This is a genomic window from Vibrio sp. R78045 (genome assembly GCF_042466085.1).
In the GTDB taxonomy this organism is placed as follows: domain Bacteria; phylum Pseudomonadota; class Gammaproteobacteria; order Enterobacterales; family Vibrionaceae; genus Vibrio; species Vibrio cyclitrophicus.
In genome coordinates this window covers 1066612-1089098 of the sequence record NZ_JAXHBS010000018.1, presented here as the reverse complement: position 1 = coordinate 1089098, position 22487 = coordinate 1066612, and the positions used below count along the sequence as shown (strand labels likewise).

General features: G+C 41.4%; 19 protein-coding genes. 14 read left to right on the top strand and 5 right to left on the bottom strand.

Features of this window, described 5'->3' with window-relative positions:
• Positions 1–537: 537 nt before the first annotated feature.
• Positions 538–1884, top strand: coding sequence for a DUF4397 domain-containing protein (locus tag SJY39_RS26730; RefSeq protein WP_016793093.1), 1347 nt, complete (start codon positions 538–540; stop codon positions 1882–1884).
• 68 nt (positions 1885–1952) lie between these two features.
• On the opposite strand, the gene SJY39_RS26725 is transcribed toward SJY39_RS26730, so the two are convergent.
• From SJY39_RS26725 to SJY39_RS26710, 4 genes are read right to left on the bottom strand one after another with little or no spacing between them, the layout of a single operon-like run.
• Positions 1953–3311, bottom strand: a complete 1359-nt coding sequence (locus SJY39_RS26725; protein WP_010439036.1) for an AmpG family muropeptide MFS transporter — start codon at positions 3309–3311, stop codon at positions 1953–1955.
• A gap of 53 nt (positions 3312–3364) precedes the next feature.
• Positions 3365–3913 (bottom strand): peptidylprolyl isomerase, encoded by a 549-nt coding sequence (locus tag SJY39_RS26720; RefSeq protein WP_010439038.1) that lies wholly within the window; start codon positions 3911–3913, stop codon positions 3365–3367.
• Positions 3913–4482: a YajG family lipoprotein gene (locus tag SJY39_RS26715; RefSeq protein ID WP_010439040.1), complete on the bottom strand. Its 570-nt coding sequence runs from the start codon at positions 4480–4482 to the stop codon at positions 3913–3915. Before SJY39_RS26715 ends, SJY39_RS26720 begins: the two co-directional genes overlap by 1 nt.
• Positions 4483–4539: 57 nt before the next feature.
• Positions 4540–5691, bottom strand: a complete 1152-nt coding sequence (locus tag SJY39_RS26710) for a methyltransferase (protein WP_010439042.1) — start codon at positions 5689–5691, stop codon at positions 4540–4542.
• 173 nt (positions 5692–5864) lie between these two features.
• On the opposite strand from SJY39_RS26710, the gene bolA reads away from it, so the two are divergent.
• The 9 genes from bolA (at position 5865) to nqrM (ending at position 13981) form a co-directional block, all read left to right on the top strand.
• On the top strand, positions 5865–6173 hold the full coding sequence (bolA, locus tag SJY39_RS26705) for a transcriptional regulator BolA (RefSeq protein WP_010439043.1): 309 nt from the start codon (positions 5865–5867) through the stop codon (positions 6171–6173).
• 519 nt (positions 6174–6692) lie between these two features.
• The gene (locus SJY39_RS26700; RefSeq protein WP_010439044.1) at positions 6693–8033 is read left to right on the top strand and encodes a Na(+)-translocating NADH-quinone reductase subunit A; all 1341 of its coding nucleotides are present in this window, start codon (positions 6693–6695) and stop codon (positions 8031–8033) included.
• 5 nt (positions 8034–8038) lie between these two features.
• Positions 8039–9283 (top strand): NADH:ubiquinone reductase (Na(+)-transporting) subunit B, encoded by a 1245-nt coding sequence (locus SJY39_RS26695; protein ID WP_390243133.1) that lies wholly within the window; start codon positions 8039–8041, stop codon positions 9281–9283.
• Positions 9273–10040: a Na(+)-translocating NADH-quinone reductase subunit C gene (locus tag SJY39_RS26690; protein ID WP_010439050.1), complete on the top strand. Its 768-nt coding sequence runs from the start codon at positions 9273–9275 to the stop codon at positions 10038–10040. Before SJY39_RS26695 ends, SJY39_RS26690 begins: the two co-directional genes overlap by 11 nt.
• Complete coding sequence (locus tag SJY39_RS26685; RefSeq protein WP_010439052.1) at positions 10040–10672, top strand: NADH:ubiquinone reductase (Na(+)-transporting) subunit D; 633 nt, start codon at positions 10040–10042, stop codon at positions 10670–10672. The genes SJY39_RS26690 and SJY39_RS26685 overlap by 1 nt, the downstream gene beginning before the upstream one ends.
• Positions 10673–10679: 7 nt before the next feature.
• Complete coding sequence (nqrE, locus tag SJY39_RS26680) at positions 10680–11276, top strand: NADH:ubiquinone reductase (Na(+)-transporting) subunit E (RefSeq protein ID WP_009848375.1); 597 nt, start codon at positions 10680–10682, stop codon at positions 11274–11276.
• Between the two features lie 29 nt (positions 11277–11305).
• Positions 11306–12532, top strand: a complete 1227-nt coding sequence (gene nqrF / locus SJY39_RS26675; RefSeq protein ID WP_010439056.1) for an NADH:ubiquinone reductase (Na(+)-transporting) subunit F — start codon at positions 11306–11308, stop codon at positions 12530–12532.
• A gap of 173 nt (positions 12533–12705) precedes the next feature.
• The gene (locus tag SJY39_RS26670; RefSeq protein ID WP_010439058.1) at positions 12706–13710 is read left to right on the top strand and encodes an FAD:protein FMN transferase; all 1005 of its coding nucleotides are present in this window, start codon (positions 12706–12708) and stop codon (positions 13708–13710) included.
• A 16-nt stretch (positions 13711–13726) separates the two neighbouring features.
• Positions 13727–13981 carry a (Na+)-NQR maturation NqrM gene (nqrM, locus tag SJY39_RS26665; protein ID WP_010439061.1) on the top strand — a complete coding sequence of 85 codons (255 nt, stop codon included), beginning with the start codon at positions 13727–13729 and terminating at the stop codon, positions 13979–13981.
• 94 nt (positions 13982–14075) lie between these two features.
• Here nqrM and SJY39_RS26660 read toward each other — a convergent pair whose 3' ends face one another.
• Positions 14076–15326: a response regulator gene (locus tag SJY39_RS26660; RefSeq protein WP_016793092.1), complete on the bottom strand. Its 1251-nt coding sequence runs from the start codon at positions 15324–15326 to the stop codon at positions 14076–14078.
• Between the two features lie 317 nt (positions 15327–15643).
• Here SJY39_RS26660 and SJY39_RS26655 point away from each other — a divergent pair, with 317 nt between their 5' ends.
• The 4 genes from SJY39_RS26655 to SJY39_RS26640 are packed head-to-tail and all read left to right on the top strand — an operon-like array spanning position 15644 to position 22458.
• Positions 15644–16876, top strand: coding sequence for a site-specific integrase (locus SJY39_RS26655; protein WP_390243129.1), 1233 nt, complete (start codon positions 15644–15646; stop codon positions 16874–16876).
• Entirely contained in the window at positions 16869–19121 is a 2253-nt protein-coding gene (locus tag SJY39_RS26650; protein ID WP_390243127.1) for a hypothetical protein, read from the top strand. Before SJY39_RS26655 ends, SJY39_RS26650 begins: the two co-directional genes overlap by 8 nt.
• A gap of 9 nt (positions 19122–19130) precedes the next feature.
• Positions 19131–21914: a hypothetical protein gene (locus SJY39_RS26645; protein WP_390243125.1), complete on the top strand. Its 2784-nt coding sequence runs from the start codon at positions 19131–19133 to the stop codon at positions 21912–21914.
• The gene (locus SJY39_RS26640) at positions 21907–22458 is read left to right on the top strand and encodes a hypothetical protein (RefSeq protein WP_390243123.1); all 552 of its coding nucleotides are present in this window, start codon (positions 21907–21909) and stop codon (positions 22456–22458) included. The genes SJY39_RS26645 and SJY39_RS26640 overlap by 8 nt, the downstream gene beginning before the upstream one ends.
• Positions 22459–22487: the final 29 nt, after the last annotated feature.

Sequence of the window (22487 nt, the reverse complement as noted above, 5' to 3'; positions counted from 1 at the left end):
TGTTTATATGTCCGAATGCCGAGCATAATAGCGATTTTGTTCTCAAATAAAAGTGAGACGGAGTGAAAACTATAATTATTATGGTGAGGTTGATCACACTAATGATCTAAATGACGGAACTTTAAGATGGCAATGCATCTTGATGCACCACTAATTCTATTGGTTTTGTGAAATTTGATTATTTTGTGGATAAATTGGCTAAATACCATCCTAAGCAAACGATTCTACTGAATAGAGTGACATGCATATCAAAATCAACAGTATTCCTTTCTAAGTTTTTTCTTCCCCAAAATGGGTTAAATCGTCTGTCTCGTTTTCTTTGCTTTGATCTATTTTTGACCGACTCCGTAATGAAGTTGGAGTTATTTAATGAAGAACTCTGGTGACGAGTAAATCGGATTACAAACCCTGTTGCTTACCACTAAAAAGAGATAACGAGACAGTTCTTTGCGCTATACACAGATTAAGTGTTGACAGACTTTTAAGAAACTTCCTTTTGTGCGTTGAGCTGTTCTAAATGTTTTGGAGAGAAGACTAATGAAATATTCACCAATTTTAGCAGTAGCAATTTCAGCGCTTTTTATTGTCGGCTGTAATGACGACGATGAGCCCACAACGCAAATTCAAGCGGTACATGCGTCACCAGATGCGCCGCTTGCGAATGTTTTGATTAACAGTCAGGCACGTTGGACGGGTGTCGATTATGCCAACGCATCAGGGTATACATCAGTGACAGCTGGGCAGACTTCCGTTCAAGTTGACGTTCAACTCCCTGGCGATGCCGTTCTAACTGTATTACCTCAAAACCAATTTGAATTGAGCAGCGATACTGATTATACAGTGATGGTAGTTGGTGATGCTGACGGTTCGAATAATCCAGTTGAAGCGTTAGTCGTGACGAGACCTGCGAGTGGTACAGCAACAAGCTCAAGTTTAGATGTGCAGGTTGTTCATGCGGCATCTGGTGTTGGGGTTGTGAACTTATACGTTACAGGTCCGAGTGATCCTCTAGGCACACCTCTCGGGACGTTAGGGTATAAAGATTTCACAGACGTTCTGAATATCCCTGCTGGGCAGTATCGAGTGAGACTAGAAACAGTGAGTGGTAGTGCTATTGCTTTTGATTCTGGAGAAATTACTCTGTCTGGCGGTAGTGAGTTGACTATAGCGGCGGTACCTAGAGCTGATTCAAACAGTGCGTCTCCAGTGAAACTTATGGTGATGGATGGTAAAGGCTCATCTTTGATTTACGATATGGCAGAAACCGCAGAAGTAAGAGTGGGGCACCTTGTGGATGGTGCACCAAATGTAGATGTGTATGTGAATTCAACCCAGTTTGCTCCGCTTGATGATTTGATGTTTAAAGAAGTTCGTGGGTTCTTAGATCTAGCGGCAGGGAGCTACGATATTGACATCTATGAAACTGCGACGACGTCTCCCACATTTATTGATGTTGATGGTTTAGCTGTGTTTACTGGTATGGATTACAGTGTGTATGCAGTAGGAACAGTATCGAATCTTAATTTGGAAGCTCTGGTTGTACCGGAAAATAGACGCCCTGTTGCCACTAGTGCGGTATTGAATATTACTCATGCAGCGGCTAACCCAATCGCAGCGTTAGTTGACATTTACTTAACCGAAAACGTGGGAATTTCAGGAAGTACACCGGCATTGAGTAACGTGAAATTCAAAGATTACGCGAATGGTATTTATGTGGCAGCGGGATCTTACTACGTGACGATTACTGTAGCAGGAGACCCAACTACTGTTGCCATTGACTCTGCGCCTGCAACCTTAGCTGATGGTGTCGTTTATCAAGTTGTGGCGATTGATGATGTGGCGGGAATGGGCTTCAACTTATTAGTGAGTGATACAACAGACTAGATCTGTGATGTCAGTAATCAGAAAACAAAAGAGGGCAGCTCAATGCTATCCTCTTTTTTCTTTTGCTCTTATTCTTGGTTGGTTTTAGCTTTCTCTAATAAATCAGTGAAAAAGTGGCGTAACGAATAAAGCATGATCAAGCTTGGAATGACCATTAATGAGGTCAGTATAAAGAAGGTTGACCAATCATTGAGGAAATCAACCAACTCACCACTGAAGGAAGCCAGCGTGGTGCGACCGAAGTTACCCAAGGATGCGAGTAATGCATACTGGGTTGCAGAGAAGGCTTGCCCAGTTAATAGTGTTAAGAAAGACACGAATGCTACTGTCGAGAATGCCGTTGTAAAGTTATCGACAATAATTGTTGCCAAGAACAGAGTTTCACTTGGGCCCGCTTTAGCTATCCATGCAAACATCAGGTTACTGGCTGCCATTGCTATACCGCCAATCATCAACCCGCGCACAATACCGAACCTGACATTGAAGATACTGCCTAACAAGGTGAAGAATATTGTTGCGCCCCAGCCAATTAGCTTGGAGTAGTGACCAATTTGTTCGTTGCTAAAGCCTATCTCTTTGTAGAAGGGGATCGACATTCGCCCTAAGAAAGCTTCGCCTATCTTAAATAGGAATACAAACAGCAGAAGAGTAATCGCTACCTGAACACCATTCCGCCTAAAGAAATCATAAAACGGTTCTAATACTGTGACACTGAACCACGCCACAACTTTTGAACCCACCACTTTATTATGACGTTGCAGAGCTTCTTTTTGTAGTGCTTCACGTTTGGTAATCGGCTCACCAACAAACAGCGTGAACAACATCAGAACGACGACGACACCAGCCATACCGTAATATACACCGTTCCAACCTATAGAATCGGCATTGATAAATGCCAGATAACCCGGAAGTGAGTAACCTGTCCACCATCCGACAACGGCCATAGCAGAAGCTTGTGGCAATTTTGATGATTCTGATTTTGGAAATGAATCAATACGGAAAGCATCAATCGCGATATCTTGAGTAGCAGAAGCAATTGCAATTCCAAGCGCAAGCATGGAAGTGAACATCAGATCATTGGCTGGGTTCACTCCTGCAATTAATAATGTGCAGATCAATACAAAGCTTTGACATAAAAATATCCAGCTGCGTCGTTGACCTAGAATGGAGTGCAGGATTGGCAACTTGACTCGGTCAACCAAGGGAGCCCATAAAAAATTAATGGCGTAGACTGCAAATACGCTACCAAAATAGCCGATTGCAGCGCGAGTTAAGCCCGCATCTTTAAGCCATCCAGACATGTTGGAGCCAATAAGAACCCATGGGAAGCCACTCGAACAACCTAACATAAACACCCAAAGTAAGCGTTTATCTAGGTAGCTGCGGAAAGTCTGCATCCAAGTAAGAGAGGGAGTGCCTGATGACATAGGGCGTCCTTGTATAGAAAAACGCCCTTAAGAAATAAGGGCGTTTGATGAGGTTACTTAAGAAGGGTTACGTTGGTGATGACGATTGGGTCGGTTGGGATGTCTGACATACGTCCCATTCGTTTAGTTGGAATGGTGGCCATCTTTTGAATGACATCAAACCCCTCAGTCACTTTGCCAAATACAGCGTAACCAGGATTACCGCCTTTCGCGTTTAAGAAATCATTGTCAGCAAAGTTAATGAAGAACTGACGAGTCGCAGAATCAGGCGCATTAGTGCGAGCCATAGCGATCGTTGCTGTATCATTCTTTAGACCGTTACTGCCTTCGTTCTTGATTGGAGCATAAGTCGCTTGTTGATTCATGTCCTGATCGAAGCCACCACCTTGTGCCATAAAGCCCGGAATAACTCGGTGGAAGATAGTGCCTTCGTAGCTGCCGTCTTCAACGTATTTTAGGAAGTTCTCAGCACTAATCGGTGCTTGTTCTTGGTTTAGTTCAATAGTGAAGTCACCTAATGTTGTTTCAACGTTCACTTTAGGACCAGCCCAAACGCTCACGCTCACCAGCATTAATGCGATAGAAGTAAGAATGCGGCTCATTAGAAACGTTCCTTCATGTAGTTTTGTAGTTCAGGGTCATTCGCGATTTCAGTAAGAACCAAGTTGATCACATCGTTAAGCACCATTGAGATGTCGTCGTTTGATGCGCTTAGTGCTCCGGTACGAGTCGCTGTACCGTTGAATGTTTTAACTAGCTTACCTTCAGGTGTTTCAGCAGTTACTTCAAGCGTCACTTTACCGTCCATTTGGTTTTCCATAATGGTGTGCTTGACGGTAACAAGTGCTTCTTGAATTTCTAAAACCACAGAGTTTTCACTGTTTACGCTTGCACGAAAACCTTGTGACTCTAGCTGTTGTGCTAAAGCATTTTCCAGAGAAATACGCATATTTTGCTTTGCGTGAATTGGTTGGATATTTGAACGTCCACTATCAACCAATGCAACATACTGAGCAGCACGTACATCTTTACTGGTTAACGTGTATGTTTTGCCTTGCACAAGGTTGCTTGAGCTTAATGAAGCTTCTGGCATTACGTTGATCTGTTCTTGCTGAGGGGCTGAACATGCTGTTAAAGCCATAATAGAGGCAGCCAAAATCAGTTTTTTCATTCCTTTATCCTTTCTAAATTCACACAAGAAGCTCGGTATTTTAAAGCGGTCTACTGCCTATTTGTTAAAGTTAGCAGGTTCTCTTGTTGCTTGTAATATCTCAAATTTTTGGTTCAATTCAAGCGTTTCAACGTTCGCTTCACCAAATAATCTCGCTAGTTTTACATCGTATCCGAGGTGACGGTTACCAATAACAATTAATTTGCCCCCATTGCTTAGAACATGCTTTGCATCACAGAACATTTGCCATGCAATGTGATCAGTAATCGCTTGTTGCTGGTGGAATGGAGGATTACACATAACCAAGTAAGTGCTGTTTTTCTTAAAGCCATCTAAACAGTTGTTAGCAATGAACTGAAAGTTGCCTTCTTCACCTAGGTTATCTATTACATTTTGTCGTGCTGATTCCACAGCCATAAAGCTCTCATCCACACAAGTGATACGAGCTTGTGGGTTTAATTGGCCTGCTTTTACACTCAATACGCCATTACCACAGCCTAAGTCGATGATATGACGTAGTTCAGGATCTTGAGGGATGTGCTCTAGCATATAACGAGCGCCTTGATCGAGTGCTTCCCCTGAGTAAACATTTGGTAAATTTTTCAGACGGATATCTTCACCGTCTACATCCCACTCAACGTAAGGTTCGACTTTTTGAATCGGCTGGCAATTTGGAGAAGATAAGACTAAGCGATGTTTTTTCTTTGCTAGCGATGTTTTTGTTTCGCCTAGATATTTTTCAAAAATGTTAAGCGTTGAAGTGTGTATCTCTTTCACTTTATTTACCCCAATGACTTGGCAGCCTTCAGGTAACGCTTGACGTAATTGGCTTAACTGCCAAATCAGGTGACGGTTTGTTTTCGGCAACTGCATAATCACAAGATCAATCCCGTGTGGGATCGCATCCATTGTGTTTAAGAAACTCACACGATTACTTTGATTACGTTGTAAGTTTTTCAGTGCGCCACGATGGGAGATAAAAGAATCACTCATCATCGTGACATCATGATCTTTGGAGAACCAAGTAGATAGAGCACCAAAGCTATCGTTCATGATTAAAATGTGTTTACCAGGTTCAAGATTCATCTCTTCAACATGGTTGATAATGTATTCGTCGCCCGCATCCCAAGCTTGAAGAGTTTCATTTGAACGTTTAGGGAAACGATGTAAGGTCAAAGTTCTATCGAGAAGGGTAAGATCGGTTTTCATACTTGAGGTGCTTATAATAAGAAATAACAGAGATATTGTCTCAAATGCAGGCTAAACAAGATAGAAAAAACTCAACCAAACCGATGCCGTCTGCAATGAAATACTCAGACAGTCGACCTGTTAGGGTTTATAATCACCTCACAGTAATGCCAATACGTTATTAAGGAATCACAATGATCCAAGAAGTTATCGAAACAAAATTGCACAATGAGTTTTCACCAAGTCATTTAAGCGTGGTGAATGAGAGCTATATGCACAATGTTCCGGCTGGTTCTGAGAGTCATTTTAAAGTGATTGTTGTCAGTGATGTGTTTGAAGGTTTGCGTCTTATTGCTCGTCATCGAGCGGTAAATAAGGCACTTTCAGAAGAGTTAGCCAATAATATCCACGCACTGTCTATTCACACTTATACAAAAGATGAATGGATGAAGCAGCTAGATAGCGTGCCAGACAGTCCAATGTGTATGGGTGGCGGAAAGTAAGAAGGCCTATATACAGAGAAAAGCGCCATGGCGCTTTTTTTGTCGTCAAACTTATGTATTTTTCGTTCTTATATCACCCAAACTGATGTCAAATTGAACGGGCTCAAATACCTACAATGAGTAATGTTTTTATTAACAGTGTTTCAACATAACTAGTAAAATATTAGTTTGTGACAGAGTATTAATCTCTTGTTTAAAACACGATTCAAAAGCCATTTTATCTGTGCGGCTCGTCAAATTTATACATATTTGAGAGGCCATATGCTTCAAATCTCACCAAATAAAGGCTGTATTCAAGTTATTGGTCATGGCATCGAGTTGTCAAAAAATGCTAGAATATCGCACCTGATAAATCTCACATGATTCGTGTGGTGATTTTATTATGAAAATGTTGCGATTTTGGTATCTCAAATTTACCAAAACCGGACACTGTAATGTCGTGTCTAAGGGCGAGTTTAAAACGTCCTGAATTTACGCAATTAAAAGAATCTTTTTCCCGATAAAGTAGTGCAAGTGCGTATGATTACAATAAATAAGGGTTTGGATCTTCCTATCGCAGGAACTCCATCCCAGGTGATTAATGATGGTAAGTCCATCACTAAAGTCGCCTTGCTTGGCGAAGAGTACGTTGGTATGCGTCCTACGATGCATGCTCGCGTTGGTGATGAAGTGAAGAAAGGCCAAGTTCTTTTTGCAGATAAAAAGAACCCAGGTGTTGTATTTACTTCTCCAGCAAGCGGTAAAGTTATTGAAGTGAACCGTGGTGCTAAGCGTGTTCTTCAATCAGTAGTGATTGAAGTAGCAGGCAATGAGCAAATCACGTTCAATAGCTATGAAGCTAGCCAACTAGCAGGTCTTGACCGTGAAACGGTTAAATCTCAGTTAGTTGAGTCTGGCGCATGGACCGCTTTGCGAACTCGTCCGTTCAGCAAGGTTCCAGCCATTGATTCTGAAACTCAGGCTATTTTCGTAACTGCTATGGATACTAATCCGTTGGCAGCTGAGCCAGAATTAATCATTAACGAGCAGTCTGATGCTTTCGTTGCTGGTTTGGATCTTCTTTCAACTCTGACTAACGGTAAAGTGTACGTTTGTAAAAAAGGTACTAGTTTACCTCGTTCAGCTCAGTCTAACGTTGAAGAACATGTTTTTGATGGCCCACACCCTGCAGGTCTTGCAGGCACGCATATGCATTACCTATACCCGGTAAATGCACAAAACGTAGCGTGGAGCATTAACTACCAAGATGTTATCGCATTCGGTAAGCTTTTCCTTACTGGTGAGATTTACTCTGAGCGTGTTGTTTCTCTGGCTGGTCCAGTAGTTAACAACCCACGTCTAGTTCGTACTCAAATTGGTGCTAGCCTTGAAGAGTTAACGGACAGCGAGTTGATGCCAGGTGAAGTTCGCCTGATCTCAGGTTCAGTGTTATCTGGTGTTCACGCTTCAGGTCCACATGCTTACCTTGGCCGTTACCATCAACAGGTTTCGGTTCTTCGTGAAGGTCGTGATAAAGAGCTGTTTGGTTGGGCAATGCCTGGTAAGAACAAGTTCTCTGTTACTCGTTCATTCCTTGGTCACGTGTTTAAAGGTCAGTTGTTCAACATGACAACGACAACAAACGGTAGTGATCGCTCTATGGTTCCAATTGGTAACTACGAGAAAGTAATGCCATTAGATATGGAGCCTACTTTGCTGCTTCGCGATCTATGCGCTGGCGACGTTGATAGTGCACAAGCACTTGGTGCGCTAGAGCTAGATGAAGAAGATTTAGCACTGTGTACCTTTGTATGTCCTGGTAAGTACGAGTACGGTCAGTTACTTCGTGAATGCCTAGATATAATTGTGAAGGAAGGGTAATTTTCATGGGCCTTAAAAAGTTTATTGAAGACATCGAGCATCATTTTGAACCAGGTGGTAAACACGAAACGTGGTTTGCGCTTTACGAAGCTGCAGCAACACTGTTCTACACACCAGGTACAGTTACAAAGAAAAGCTCACATGTCCGTGACAGCGTTGACTTAAAACGTATCATGATCATGGTTTGGCTTGCGGTATTCCCAGCAATGTTCTGGGGTATGTATAACGCAGGTGGTCAAGCTATCGCAGCACTAAACCACATGTATTCAGGTGCAGAGCTGGTTTCTATCATTGATGGTAACTGGCACTACTGGCTAACCGAAATGTTAGGCGCCTCCTTAGGGGCCGATGCAGGTTGGGGCAGTAAGATGCTCTTGGGTGCGACTTACTTCTTACCTATCTACGCAACGGTATTTATCGTTGGTGGTTTCTGGGAAGTACTGTTCTGTATGGTACGTAAACACGAAGTCAACGAAGGTTTCTTTGTTACTTCTATCTTATTTGCGCTTATCGTTCCGCCAACACTTCCTCTATGGCAAGCAGCATTAGGTATTACCTTCGGTGTTGTTGTTGCTAAAGAGATCTTTGGTGGTACGGGTCGTAACTTCCTGAACCCTGCGCTTGCTGGTCGTGCGTTCCTGTTCTTTGCATATCCTGCACAGATTTCAGGTGACGTAGTTTGGACTGCAGCTGACGGTTTCTCTGGTGCAACTGCGCTTAGCCAATGGGCTCAAGACGGTGGTAGTGCACTAATGAATACAGTATCTGGTGAGACGATCACTTGGATGGATGCGTTCATTGGTAACATCCCAGGTTCTATCGGTGAAGTATCAACGCTTGCACTTATGATCGGTGCTGCAATGATTGTATACATGGGCATTGCTTCATGGCGCATCATTGCTGGTGTAATGATTGGTATGATTGCTGTATCAACATTGTTTAACGTGATCGGTTCTGACACTAATGCAATGTTCAGCATGCCTTGGCACTGGCATCTAGTTTTAGGTGGCTTCGCATTTGGTATGTTCTTCATGGCAACAGACCCTGTATCAGCGTCATTTACCAACGGTGGTAAATGGTGGTACGGCATCCTAATCGGCGCAATGTGTGTAATGATTCGTGTAGTTAACCCTGCATACCCAGAAGGCATGATGCTTGCGATTCTATTCGCAAACTTATTTGCTCCTCTGTTTGACCACGTTGTAATCGAGAAGAACATTAAGCGGAGACTAGCGCGCTATGGCAAGTAATAACGATAGCATTAAAAAGACGCTGTTTGTTGTTATCGCATTGAGCCTAGTGTGCTCAATCATCGTTTCAACAGCTGCAGTTGTTCTTAAACCTAAGCAACAAGCTAACGCAGTTCTGGATCAGCAAACTAAGATCCTTGAAGTTGCGGGCATTGAACTTGCAGGTGATATTCCAGCACTGTACGCAGAGAACATCGAACCTCGTTTAGTTGATTTCGCTACTGGCGATTTCGTTGACGGCGATGCTGCTGCATACGACCAACGTAAAGCGGCAAAAGATCCAGCTCAGTCAATCAAGCTTTCAGCTGAAGATGACATCGCTAAGATCATTCGTCGTGCTAACATTGGTACGGTTTACCTAGTGAAAGATGGCGCTGAAACTTCTAAAGTTATCATCCCTGTTCACGGTAACGGTCTATGGTCAATGATGTACGCATTCGTTGCGGTAGAAACTGATGGCAACACAGTTTCTGGTATCACTTACTACGAGCAAGGTGAAACTCCTGGACTTGGTGGTGAAGTTGAGAACCCAACTTGGCGTGCTCAATTCGTTGGTAAGAAGTTATTCGACGACAACCACAAGCCAGCTATCAAGGTAGTTAAAGGTGGTGCTCCTCAAGGTTCTGAGCACGGTGTTGATGGCCTTTCAGGTGCAACACTGACCAGCGTTGGCGTTCAACATACATTTGACTTCTGGTTAGGTGAAATGGGCTTTGGTCCGTTCCTAGCAAAAGTTCGTGATGGAGGTCTGAACTAATGTCTAGTGCAAAAGAAATTAAAAAGAGCATCTTAGCGCCAGTGTTGGATAACAACCCTATCGCGCTACAGGTTCTTGGTGTGTGTTCTGCTCTTGCGGTAACCACTAAGCTAGAAACAGCATTTGTTATGACTATCGCGGTAATGTTTGTTACTGCTCTGTCTAACTTCTTCGTTTCTTTGATCCGTAACCACATTCCTAACAGTGTGCGTATCATCGTTCAGATGGCAATTATCGCATCATTAGTAATCGTGGTAGACCAAGTGCTTAAAGCATACCTATACGATATCTCTAAGCAGCTATCTGTATTTGTAGGCCTAATCATTACTAACTGTATTGTAATGGGTCGTGCTGAAGCATTCGCAATGAAGTCTGCACCAATCCCATCTCTAATCGATGGTATTGGTAACGGTCTTGGTTACGGTTTCGTTCTTATCACTGTTGGTTTCTTCCGTGAGCTTCTAGGCTCTGGCAAACTATTTGGTATGGAAGTACTACCTCTAGTGAGCAACGGTGGTTGGTATCAGCCAAATGGCTTGATGCTTCTAGCACCTTCTGCGTTCTTCCTAATTGGTTTCTTGATTTGGGCAATTCGTGTGTTCAAACCAGAACAAGTAGAAGCGAAGGGGTAAGGTAGTCATGGAACATTATATTAGTCTGCTAGTTAAATCGATTTTCATCGAAAACATGGCGCTTTCTTTCTTCCTAGGTATGTGTACATTCCTAGCGGTATCTAAGAAAGTTAAAACTTCTTTTGGTCTTGGTGTTGCGGTAGTTGTAGTACTTACAATCGCTGTTCCTGTAAACAACCTTGTTTACACACACATCCTAAAAGAAAACGCGCTTGTTGAAGGTGTCGATTTAAGTTTCCTTAACTTCATCGCATTCATCGGTGTTATCGCGGCACTTGTACAAATCCTAGAGATGGTTTTAGACCGTTTCTTCCCACCTTTGTACAACGCACTAGGTATCTTCCTTCCACTGATCACAGTTAACTGTGCAATCTTTGGTGGTGTATCTTTCATGGTAACTCGTGACTACAACTTTGCTGAGTCTGTTGTTTACGGCTTCGGTTCTGGTGTGGGTTGGATGTTAGCTATCGTTGCTCTTGCGGGTATCCGTGAGAAGATGAAGTACTCTGACGTACCTCCAGGTCTACGTGGCCTTGGTATCACGTTCATTACTGTTGGTTTGATGGCGTTAGGCTTTATGTCTTTCTCTGGTGTTCAACTGTAGGGTAAGCACCCAGTAATAAGGAATAACAAATGCAAAGCATTATTCTTGGCGTAGCGATGTTTACCATTATTGTACTGGCTCTAGTTCTAGTGATTCTTTTCGCTAAGTCTAAGTTAGTACCATCAGGTGACATCACTATTTCAGTAAACGGCGACCCTGAAAAGGCGATCGTTACTCAACCTGGTAGCAAGCTACTTGGTGCCCTAGCTGGCGCTGGTATCTTCGTATCTTCTGCTTGTGGTGGCGGTGGCTCTTGTGGTCAGTGTCGTGTAAAAGTTAAGTCTGGTGGTGGCGACATCTTACCTACTGAACTTGATCACATCACAAAAGGTGAAGCTCGCGAAGGCGAACGTCTTGCATGTCAAGTTGCTATGAAAACTGACATGGAGATTGAACTAGACGAAGATATCTTTGGTGTTAAAAAGTGGGAATGTACTGTTATCTCGAATAACAATGAAGCTACTTTCATCAAAGAATTGGCTCTAGCAATCCCTGAAGGTGAAGAGGTTCCGTTCCGCGCAGGTGGTTATATTCAGATTGAAGCTGAACCACATCACGTGAAATACGCAGATTACGATATTCCTGAGGAATACCGTGGTGACTGGGATAAGTTCAACTTGTTCCGTTACGAGTCTATCGTTAAAGAGCATTCGATCCGTGCTTACTCTATGGCTTCATACCCAGAAGAGAAAGGCATCATCAAGCTTAACGTGCGTATCGCAACTCCGCCGCCAAATAACCCTGATGTAGCTCCTGGTGTGATGTCTTCATACATCTGGTCTCTTAAAGAAGGCGACAAATGTACTATTTCTGGTCCATTTGGTGAGTTCTTTGCTAAAGACACAGACAATGAAATGGTATTCATCGGTGGTGGTGCAGGTATGGCGCCAATGCGTTCACACATCTTCGACCAACTTAAGCGTCTTAACTCTACTCGTAAGATGTCTTACTGGTATGGTGCACGTTCTAAGCGTGAGATGTTCTACATTGAAGATTTCGACGGCCTAGCGGCTGCAAACGAAAACTTCGTGTGGCACTGTGCACTGTCTGATCCTCAACCAGAGGACAACTGGGACGGTTACACAGGTTTCATCCATAACGTATTGTACGAAAACTACCTGAAGGATCATGAAGCTCCTGAAGATTGTGAGTACTACATGTGTGGTCCACCAATGATGAATGCTGCTGTTATCGGCATGCTTAAAGATCTTGGTGTAGAAGATGAAAACATCCTACTAGATGACTTTGGTGGTTAATCCATTTAAGTGATTGATATTATGGCTGACTCCTACGAGTCAGCCATTTGTTTTTCTAAGATAGCTTTTGACAATACAACGGCTTATATAAGAAAGAGTAAGGTGTTAAAAATACCTATTTATTCTCTTATTTTTCCTTATATAAATCCTCAACATTAAATAGGAGTAAGCAAGTGAGAATTTGGCTTGTTGCATTAACTTCTTTGATTTTTCTTGCTGGCTGTGAGCAGCCAAGAGAGCAAGTGCATTTAAGTGGCCCAACAATGGGCACCAGTTATAACATTAAGTATATCAATGGTGATGAGTTTCCTGAGTCAAATGAAGTTCATACCGAGATCGATCGTCTGCTTGAAGAAGTGAACGATCAAATGTCGACTTACCGTGAGGACTCTGAGCTGAGCCGTTTTAATCAACATCGTGGTGCTGACGCTTTCGAAGTTTCTGAACAAACTGCTCTTGTAGTGAAAGAAGCAATTCGTTTGAACGGTCTTACTGAAGGCGCGTTGGATGTTACTGTAGGTCCTCTGGTTAATCTGTGGGGTTTTGGCCCTGAAGCTCGCCCTGAAGTAGTACCAACAGATGAAGAATTAGCGGCTCGCAAGGCAAAGGTTGGTATTCATCATCTTAGCGTTGAAGGCAATAAACTGAAAAAAGACTTACCAAACTTGTATGTTGATCTTTCAACTATTGCAAAAGGTTGGGGCGTTGATGTTGTTGCAGATTATCTGGATTCAATTGGCATTCACAACTATATGGTAGAAGTGGGCGGGGAAATCCGCTTGAAGGGTTTAAATCGCGAAAGTGTAGGCTGGCGTATCGCTATCGAAAAACCAAGCGTTGAAGAGCGTAACATCCAAGAGATTATTGAACCAGGTGATATGGCGATCGCGACATCTGGTGATTACCGTAACTATTTTGAGCGTGATGGTGTGCGTTACTCTCACATCATTAACCCAGAAACAGGAAAGCCTCTTCACCATAAAGTGGTTTCTGTGACAGTTTTAAACCCGTCTTCAATGACTGCAGACGGCTTATCTACTGGCTTAATGGTCTTAGGTGAGGTTAAAGGAATGGAAGTCGCAAACCAACATGACATCCCAGCATTCATGGTGGTAAAAACAGCAGATGGCTTTAAAGAAATTGCTTCTGAAGCATTTAAGCCATACTTAGGTAAATAAGGTAAGCGAGAGAATTATGAATACATTTCTGATTACATTTGGTGTTTTTCTTGCCGTAATCACAGCAATGTCTATTGGCTATATAGTCCAAAAGAAAGTTGTGAAAGGCAGCTGTGGTGGCTTAGGTGCTGTTGGTATCGATAAAGTATGTAACTGCCCAGAACCTTGTGATGCGCGTAAGAAACGTGAAGCGCGCGAAGCATACCGTGAAGAAAAACTGGCTGAACGCCAACAAAAAGAAGCGTCTTGGAATAAAGACCGTATTGCTTAATTTGCGATATTGATTCTGGAGCTGGTGTCACCGAGCTCCTTAAAATGCAAAGAGCTCAAGGCCAATGGTCTTGAGCTCTTTTGTTTTGGTTTAGTCAGTTTAGTTGCGATTTTTCAATTTGTTGGTTGTTGCGAGCGAATATGAGCTGGTTTCTACCTTGCTCTTTTGCGGTATACAACAATTCATCTGCGGCTTTGATTTGTTCATCCAAACTGCCAACCAAGTCAGTAACACCGATACTCATGGTTACTTTAATCGATTGTGAATCATGCATTACGTTTTGGCTTTGTATCGCAACCCTCATTAATTCTAACTTCTCGACAAAGGCCTCAAATGGGCCACATGATTGAATACAAAACTCTTCACCACCGAAACGAACCGCTACGTCATCTTTAAAGTGGTCTTTGATGATCTTTCCTACTTCAATCAGCACTGCATCGCCACCGTCATGGCCGTAGGTATCGTTCACTTTCTTGAAGAAGTCGATATCCATCATCGCGATGCTTCGTTGCTCGCAACCTTTACATGTTTGATTGAATAGGTAACGACGATTCCAAAGGCCAGTTAAGGCATCTTCGTTGGCATGTCGAAATAGCTCGTTGGTCGCTTCTTTCATATCTAGCAACTGATGGATACGACAGAAAAACTCTTCTTGGTTAAAGGGCTTATAAAGGAAGTCGTTCGCGCCAGCTTTGAGGAAGCGTGCTGTCATGGTGCGGTCATCACTGCCAGATAGACCTAGAATCGCGAGTTGATTACGGTCGTGGTGAACTCGAATATCGCGGGTCATCGAAATACCATCTTTGTTTGGCATATCGTGATCAGTAACGACAAAAGTAATATCAGGATCGTTTTGGAGAAGCTTTAGTGCTTGTTCTCCGTCTTCGGCCTGGACCGTTTGAATGTATTGATGTTCTAAAAGTTGCACGATATACCGACGAACCACAGTTGAGTCATCTACGACCAGAGCTTTGTGATGTCGATTATTCGAGATTCTTTTGACGAGAGGGAGTAAATAACTTACCGATGACATGCTGTCTTTGAGGATGTAATCAAGCACACCTTTAGCGAGCACCTGCTCTCGAAGTGTGTTGTTGAACATGCCAGTGAGCACTATGATCTTTTGTTGGTAGCCAAGTACTAAATCAATGATCTCGCCATCTTGACCGTCGGGTAAGCAGTAATCTAATACCGCACACAAGAAGTCTGTCTCTTGCTCTAAGATAGCTTTCGCTTGTGCCACTGATTCGGCTAACTTTACGTCATAGCCATCGTTCTTAAGTTGTTGGTAAAGGTAGTTTCTGAATGCACGGCTATCTTCTACCACTAGTATTTTTTCACTCAAAAGCGATCCCTACTTATAGACTAAATACTCGTTAACAATACTATCAGAATTGTAGGTGGCTATTGAAGTGAAACCTGTTGAGCTGGACTCTATATCATTTTAAATTTGAGAATAATTGATTATACTGTTCATAGATACAGTTGTAAGGTTGAGTTATTTCTAGATGCGTAGTGCGGACCAAGAGAAAGTGAGAAAAATAATCCATGTTGATATGGATTGTTTTTAAACTTGAGGGTGTTAATTTATAATAAAATTTGTAAGTGTTTTTATTGTCTACTACCTTTTACTTATGGGTGGTAACTGTATGGTAAAAACGTATGCAAAGAATAAATGACAAAATTCATAACCAACACTGGATTTATCTTGATGATAACGATGTGCCACTTCTGTTACCTTGCCTTTATAATCGCTATACCAATTTGAATGGGCTGTCTGTTGTCCATGAAAAGCTAAAGAACCCTCAGACTGAACAATATGATTTCCAATTTAAAGAGGTTGAAATTGGTGAAGACGCTCAATATGTCCGAGGTGAGAAATTGGGCGTTTTTCTTGAGTGGTTAGAAGATTATACCAAAGGTTCAGTTCACCCTTTACTTACACTCGATAACCACACTGCTCTTCCTGCTGAATATATGAATACATTCATTAATGACCATCTAATACAAGCTATGGAAGCTAGTGAAATTGTTGTTAATCGAGCGGTGATGTCGCTAACTAGTTATTACAATTGGCTCTCTTACTTCTTTGACATGCCATATAAGAAAATCTTCATCTATTCAGAAAATAGAGAGTTAGTTCGCTCAAATAGCAAATCAAAACTCATCATAAAATATCTCCTTCCAGCGACAAGAGAATTGTTGTACAGCAACACTAAAACTATTTTGGAAGAGGTTGTTTTGCGTAATGGTGGAGAACTTGGTTGTAGAACCAAAGAGAACCAAGGGTTTTACGTAGATGATTTTAAAGCTGACGGCTCTACTCAAAAAGGTTTGTTGACTCTTTTTAAAGATATGGTGGACAACCCAGATAAAGAGGAGTTCGAATACCATCTAGCTTCTTTTCACGCAAAATATGGTTCAAAAAGAAAGCTTTATATTAAGCGCAACCACCTTGCGTTAATGAAGCGATATTATGATTTGGAGCGACCTGAAACTGAGTGTAATCAGCTTTTAGTATCAAACTCAACCAATAGTAGCCGAGGTAGAGCTGTATCCGAGCGATTTGGAAGCGATGTTTTTGCTGATGTATTGGAGAAAGTTCGACAATTAATGCAAGGGAGTCCAGAGGCTTATTTGGGTTATCAAGATCTGGACAAGGCATTAAGTTACCATCATTTAAGACACTCATTTGGCACTGATATTTTTTATGAAGGCTGCCAAAAAGCAAAGAAAAATTACGAATCAATCACCACCGAATCAGCGGTGTATATTGAAACCGCAAGGCGTTTGGGACACAAGGTAGATAGCAAGTATTCAAACCAAACCACCAAAGTTTACATTCATGCGTGTGGTCAGAGGGAGCAGTTACTAAAAGAGGTGGTCCATGGATAATTTAGAGACGCTTTCAAGCGCTGAGATAGAAAAGGCACTATCTAGAGACTTTAAAAAAAAACAACCAGTTGCTTCACTAGAGTTACCATTCTCAGTTAGATCAATTTCTATCCCTAAAACAGAGCACCGCACTGCTGCTTACACTCTATCCATGACCGATACTGAGGATGTCGATAAAACGATTATCTATAAGGCGGTGATTGCGGCTTATAACTACGTTTTTTTTGATAAAAGTGCTCGGATTTCTACAAGTAGTCTATTTGCGATTACTGCTAAACCATTCATTGCATGGCTTAATACCCACAATATTGAAAATCGCTACGAAATACTAAAACTTTACGAAACCGACCGCATGGATGAGCTAGATAATCATGGTGGTCAAAGCCCATTAGCTTCATTAAAAACTGTATTGGGTTATGGCATTGAGTCTGAATCATTAAGAAAAGAATTAAGTAGTGATGAGTATGCTTATCTCATTGAACTTCGTAAAACAAAACACACCCCTAACCTGAATAGGTCTCAAAAATCCATAGCCAGTTATTTTGGTGCATTAGACTGGTTAAGAAGAGACGATATTGGTATTGGAAGTGATATTTATTCTGCTCTCGCTTCCCCAAAACTGGCGGTGAATTCATTAAGCTTGACCTCTGCTACTGTCATTCTTGAACTGAAAACCTATAAAGATGAACTACAAACGCTGATTAGGAGTATTAAACCGCAATTAAGTCCTTGGTTAGTTATTGAATCGAAAGATAAAACTCATGTGAAGTGTAAAGCAGTCGGTAATATCATCTATTTGATGCTGTCTATTTATCACAAGCAAGATAACCCATCGAACGCACTTAAAGCAGCTTTGAGGACTTTCATTCTTTTTAATTCAAGTAGTTTAGCTGCGTACAGTACTATTTCTTCTGCATTAAAGAGTCAGGAAGAGTGTGATAGCCTTTTTCTGAATAAAGTACGTGAGAAGGAGAAAGTTAATGCGAATTTCACAAACTTTCATTTTTCTTCATTGCTAGATGGCTCCGTTTTCTCTATCGAATGGATAAAGAGGGTCTTAAAGGATGACTCATCAAAAGCATTGACTAATGTAGAGGAGTTAATGTTCGCTTGGTTGATGGCAAGCTTAACGGTGCAGCCATATGACATACCCAAACTAAGGCACTCTGATTTTAGATTGATGAAAGTTGGCGGGAGAGTGGTCGATATTGAGTGTGAGTATTTTAAGGGTCGGGCTAAAGTGTTTCATACAACCCGTTCTTTATCTACACGAACACCAGAAGGTAAGGCGCTTTTAACGCTACTAGAACAGCAAGATGAAGGCTTACCTTTCTTTGTTAACCAACTCTTGGTAATTAGTAACAACACCACCTCACTTTTAGGTGCTTTTAATGCACTGCTTCAAATAAGCGATTTATCAGAAAAACTCAGGGCAGCACACGAAAAACAGCAGTTACCTAATTTAATTCCTCAAGCATTTTGTGCCCTGATATCCCACGGTATCCATCCTGAAAATGTTGTATCGAACCCCAAAAAAATAACGATAGGAGAGAAACGTAAGTTAGTTGCTCAATCACAATCACCTTGTCAGAGATCTATTATTGGTCTTCAAGCTATTAAAAATAGTGCGGTTCATGCAGTTAGTGACCCATACACCTTGAATTATCTCATTAACCGTAATTCTCACTCGAACCAAACTGAGAAAGTAAGCTACTTAACTGAAAAGAATGAAGAATGGATGAATAGCTCTGGTCGAATCACTCGTGAGGTGATGCAGGATTTGATTCATAATGTTTTCAACTTAAATTTTAAGCCTGAGAATGAAAAGCAAGTTGCAGCCTTTAATAGTGAGTTCATGGCGGTCACAGATTTGATTGCATATAAGCATGAGGAGATGAATTCAAGGCTTCGAGTTGTGACAGGGCAAGAGAAAGGGCGTATCGATGAAGTGGGCGTAATGGCGTTGAGTGACCAAAAAGAAAACGAAGTGTTAGAGCCAATCTATGTTTCAGACAACCCTATTACTGTTTTGAAGATGCACAATTACCTCCATGAATTCAAAAAGAATTATAAGAAGCTCCTTTCTCATAATCCTGATCACTTATTTAAAACCGTGATACCGACTGTGGAATGGCTAGAAGACACCCTACCTAAGATGAGTAAAGCGTCACAGCGTAAAGGTAGGGAGCAGTTTGACTTAATGATAAAAAATGGCGTGGTAATGAGCGTCTTTCATTCGATGTAAGGGAAAACTATGGCAGTAACAGTATTAAAAAGTCCAATTGATAGTTTTTGGTATGACCAGAATTTAAAGTTGACCGCTAACCCATTTTTCATAAGTGATAAAGACGATATTTATTCTGACACTTGGCACTTCAAAGCTAAACAAAATGGCAGCACCACAACGTTAGATTTCTCATGGTTTGATCTTCCTGTTTTTAACCATGAATCCATATCAACCTATTTAAAAGATGGGTATGACTCCCCTCTAGATGCGAAGGAGTATGCAAAATTAGTATGTCTGAGTGTTATCAGTCCTACGAGTGTTGAATACGCTCTTCCTGCTTATCAAATGATGTTGCACCTTTTCGCCTTTCTTAAAGAGAATAGTGAAACAAGCCTTACTGCATCGTTATTGGAATCTTTTTGGACATCGTTTATGGCGAGAACGGTCAACCAGTATGGATTTGTGAACCGTATATCTACGCCTTCTTATCGAGGGTCACTAGCACCATTTCGGTTTCATACAATAAGAAACAATCTCAAAGCTCTGGGTGTGGTTGGTGTTATTGATTTCTCTCTAACACAAAAGAAAATAGATAAAAGCTTAGATGAAATTTGTCAATCACAATACAGCACAACGCTCTCTGAGTTTAAAAAAGGCGGTAGCTTGAACTTTCTTGGGCTTGAGTTGGGGCAGTATTACGTTGACTATCTTAAACAGGTTTATCAAAACGACTTTCTGTACACCACCGTATGTAGGTTGGTATTTGAGAGTATCGGCACTAAATATGGGATGAAGAGTTTAGATAGTAGTCCATCGAATTCCCTTCGTGAAGTCATGCTTACAGCAGTATTAGAGAGTGTTGAATACAAGTCGACAGCCCATAGGGCAGGGGTTAACTTTAATGCTCTTACAGTGGAAGTGAAAGATGCGCTCTTTGAAGAGTACTCGAAGCGATTTGAATTGGTAACGTCTTTAAAAGACCAATCCATTGAAGCGTTAGTTATTGAGTTAGGATTATCCTCTCGAAGTGATTCAGTGGAGTTAATTCGAATATTAATGCTGCAAAAATACTTAGGTTTGGAGGGACATAAGACCCCGAATGAGGTATGGCAGGGCTACTTGCTTTCATTAGATAAAACCTTTTTAGAAGCTGAATCGTTAAGCCAATTATCCGTAGATGATGTGTACGGAAAAATGCAAGCAATTGTATCTGAAAAAATATTGGGGAGAGGGCAGTTTCTTACTGATATTGGCGCTTGGGCAAATAAACAATTGTCTAATTCAGAGTTAAAAACGTATGAAAGCTTTAAAGCAATTTTGAATATTCCACTTTATGCGATGGCTAACCTTGTTGTGGCTTGGACAGGCTACCGACAATCGGAGTTTGGTTTTCCATTGAAGTCCATACAGTCTGAAGCAAACTTGGATATTCTCGACAATGCTCATGTGCCATTTCGCTTTAAGCTTAAATGGCTAGTCCCTAAAACGGGCGGCTCTACCAAAATTAATCGAGAAGTTACCTCTCAATGTTATCAAGTTGCTGCGCAATTAAATGAGGTGTTTGGGCATGAAGGTGATGATCCGTGCCTGTATTCTTATGCAGGAAACGCTAAAAAAGAGAGAGTTAACCAATCAGAAGCATACATTGAAAATAGAGTGAAAGCCAATTGGGCAGGCTTTGTCAGAGCGTACCAGCCTTTTAATGATGTGATTAAGCTCGATATCTTAAATAGTAAACACACTGCTCAGTTTACGGTTGATGAGCAAAAAGAATTAGAATTTCTGTCAGCCAAATATAGTATTGGCAGTGCTCGTTATAAGAACTTGCTTTCTTGTGCTCAAGAGGTGAAAAAAGATTGGCTGAGACTGTCTTGCTCATCATTTAATGGCGATAAAGCTCAAAAAGCACTGAAAGCCTCTCTTGTTGAATTCTCTAAAGGTGAGCCTCTTGTAAATACAAAGCATCAAGAAGTCATCGAAACTTATCTTTCCGATGAAACTAAAGTACTACTAACTAGTGGCTCAGTGGATTTGAATGATAAGAAAACAATGATGGATATTTTCTCTGAGTTATTAGAAGGTGTGCGCTATCCTTCTCCTCACGCTTTTCGTCACATATGGGCTGAGTCCGTTCTCACTCGTTACCAGGGCGATGTGGGCGCGGTCATTCGCCATCAGTTTGCACACCTAGATAACTCTTTTTTTATGGCATATCTAAGAGATAAAGATGCTAGAGGGCTAATGCAATCAGCGAAGCAGCGTTACCTAAACTCACTGGTTGAGTTGCTGATTATCGAATCAGAACAAGTCGGTGAAAAATACGTAGGTGGTATGGCGCAGTTTGTCAAAAAAGCGACATCGTTAACTCAAGTAAAAAACAAAAGTGAAATGCGAGCATTGAGAGAAGCATTAGGTGGTCGTATCATTGATATTCAGGTGAATACTTTCGCTACCTGTATTCCTCGTGATGGTGCGGATTCTAGAGCAAAATGTTCGAAAATGGGGTCCTTAAACCCACAAGATGCCAAACCTGAGTTTTGTCTGAATTGTACTAACGCTCTTATCACTGAGGGTAATATCAAGGGGATATGGCAAGTCATTCAACCTATGGTGAAAGAGGCATTGCAGGAGCACGCTTTTGGCTTCTTGTTGGAAGCGCACTTGCCAACACTTAAATCAAGTTGGAAGCGCATTAAAGAGCTTAGAAACAAAGGGAACGCTACCAAGGTTGGCCCTATTTTAGCTGCAATTAAAAAAGCAATTGACGCAATAGAAAGCAAGATTACGGAAGAGGAAGCATTGTATGCATAATGAATTTGATTTAGATGAACTCATGTCAGATGAGTTTATGGGTTCGTTAGATGATACCTCAACCGAGCAAAAACAAAGTGAACAACCTTCATGGGTAGTTAGCGACTCAGAGCATACTACTCATAAGGCTTACATTGCCATTCTTGATTTAAAGAAAGAAGCTGAAGAAGCAATTTCAAGCTTTGGTGAGGTAGCAACTAATAAAACTAAGAAGTTCTATCAAATTAAAAAGTCTAACGTCGCCAAAACCGTTGGTCGGTCAGCACAAAGTATTTTTAATGCATCCTCATTCAGTAAAGACATTGAAGCCTTCTTTGATGATGTTAATCAAGAACTCTTAGAGATGCATGAGCTTGAGCAAAAGAAGCAATTAAAAAGAAAGAAAACGGGCATTAGAGTTAATAAAAAAGAAGTTATTGTTCAAAGCCACCAATCTTTAGAAAAAAAGTACAACGAACTTAAAGCTCGAAGTGTCAAAGAAACATTGGATTTAGCCGTTGCCAGGATGCCTTTGGATTTGAAAGCAAAAATGGGACTTATGTAAGTTGTAAGCCGTTTAAAGTGTACTAATTC

What these genes read in the sequence shown, in the direction of transcription:
- SJY39_RS26685 (WP_010439052.1), top strand. Translation starts at nt 10,040, where the DNA reads ATGTCTAGTGCAAAAGAAATTAAAAAGAGCATCTTAGCGCCAGTGTTG.
- nqrE (WP_009848375.1), top strand. Translation starts at nt 10,680, where the DNA reads ATGGAACATTATATTAGTCTGCTAGTTAAATCGATTTTCATCGAAAAC.
- SJY39_RS26655 (WP_390243129.1), top strand. Translation starts at nt 15,644, where the DNA reads ATGCAAAGAATAAATGACAAAATTCATAACCAACACTGGATTTATCTT.
- SJY39_RS26645 (WP_390243125.1), top strand. Translation starts at nt 19,131, where the DNA reads ATGGCAGTAACAGTATTAAAAAGTCCAATTGATAGTTTTTGGTATGAC.
- nqrF (WP_010439056.1), top strand. Translation starts at nt 11,306, where the DNA reads ATGCAAAGCATTATTCTTGGCGTAGCGATGTTTACCATTATTGTACTG.
- SJY39_RS26695 (WP_390243133.1), top strand. Translation starts at nt 8,039, where the DNA reads ATGGGCCTTAAAAAGTTTATTGAAGACATCGAGCATCATTTTGAACCA.
- SJY39_RS26640 (WP_390243123.1), top strand. Translation starts at nt 21,907, where the DNA reads ATGCATAATGAATTTGATTTAGATGAACTCATGTCAGATGAGTTTATG.
- SJY39_RS26650 (WP_390243127.1), top strand. Translation starts at nt 16,869, where the DNA reads ATGGATAATTTAGAGACGCTTTCAAGCGCTGAGATAGAAAAGGCACTA.
- SJY39_RS26690 (WP_010439050.1), top strand. Translation starts at nt 9,273, where the DNA reads ATGGCAAGTAATAACGATAGCATTAAAAAGACGCTGTTTGTTGTTATC.
- SJY39_RS26710 (WP_010439042.1), bottom strand. Translation starts at nt 5,691, where the DNA reads ATGAAAACCGATCTTACCCTTCTCGATAGAACTTTGACCTTACATCGT.
- SJY39_RS26730 (WP_016793093.1), top strand. Translation starts at nt 538, where the DNA reads ATGAAATATTCACCAATTTTAGCAGTAGCAATTTCAGCGCTTTTTATT.
- SJY39_RS26725 (WP_010439036.1), bottom strand. Translation starts at nt 3,311, where the DNA reads ATGTCATCAGGCACTCCCTCTCTTACTTGGATGCAGACTTTCCGCAGC.
- SJY39_RS26715 (WP_010439040.1), bottom strand. Translation starts at nt 4,482, where the DNA reads ATGAAAAAACTGATTTTGGCTGCCTCTATTATGGCTTTAACAGCATGT.
- bolA (WP_010439043.1), top strand. Translation starts at nt 5,865, where the DNA reads ATGATCCAAGAAGTTATCGAAACAAAATTGCACAATGAGTTTTCACCA.
- nqrM (WP_010439061.1), top strand. Translation starts at nt 13,727, where the DNA reads ATGAATACATTTCTGATTACATTTGGTGTTTTTCTTGCCGTAATCACA.
- SJY39_RS26720 (WP_010439038.1), bottom strand. Translation starts at nt 3,913, where the DNA reads ATGAGCCGCATTCTTACTTCTATCGCATTAATGCTGGTGAGCGTGAGC.
- SJY39_RS26700 (WP_010439044.1), top strand. Translation starts at nt 6,693, where the DNA reads ATGATTACAATAAATAAGGGTTTGGATCTTCCTATCGCAGGAACTCCA.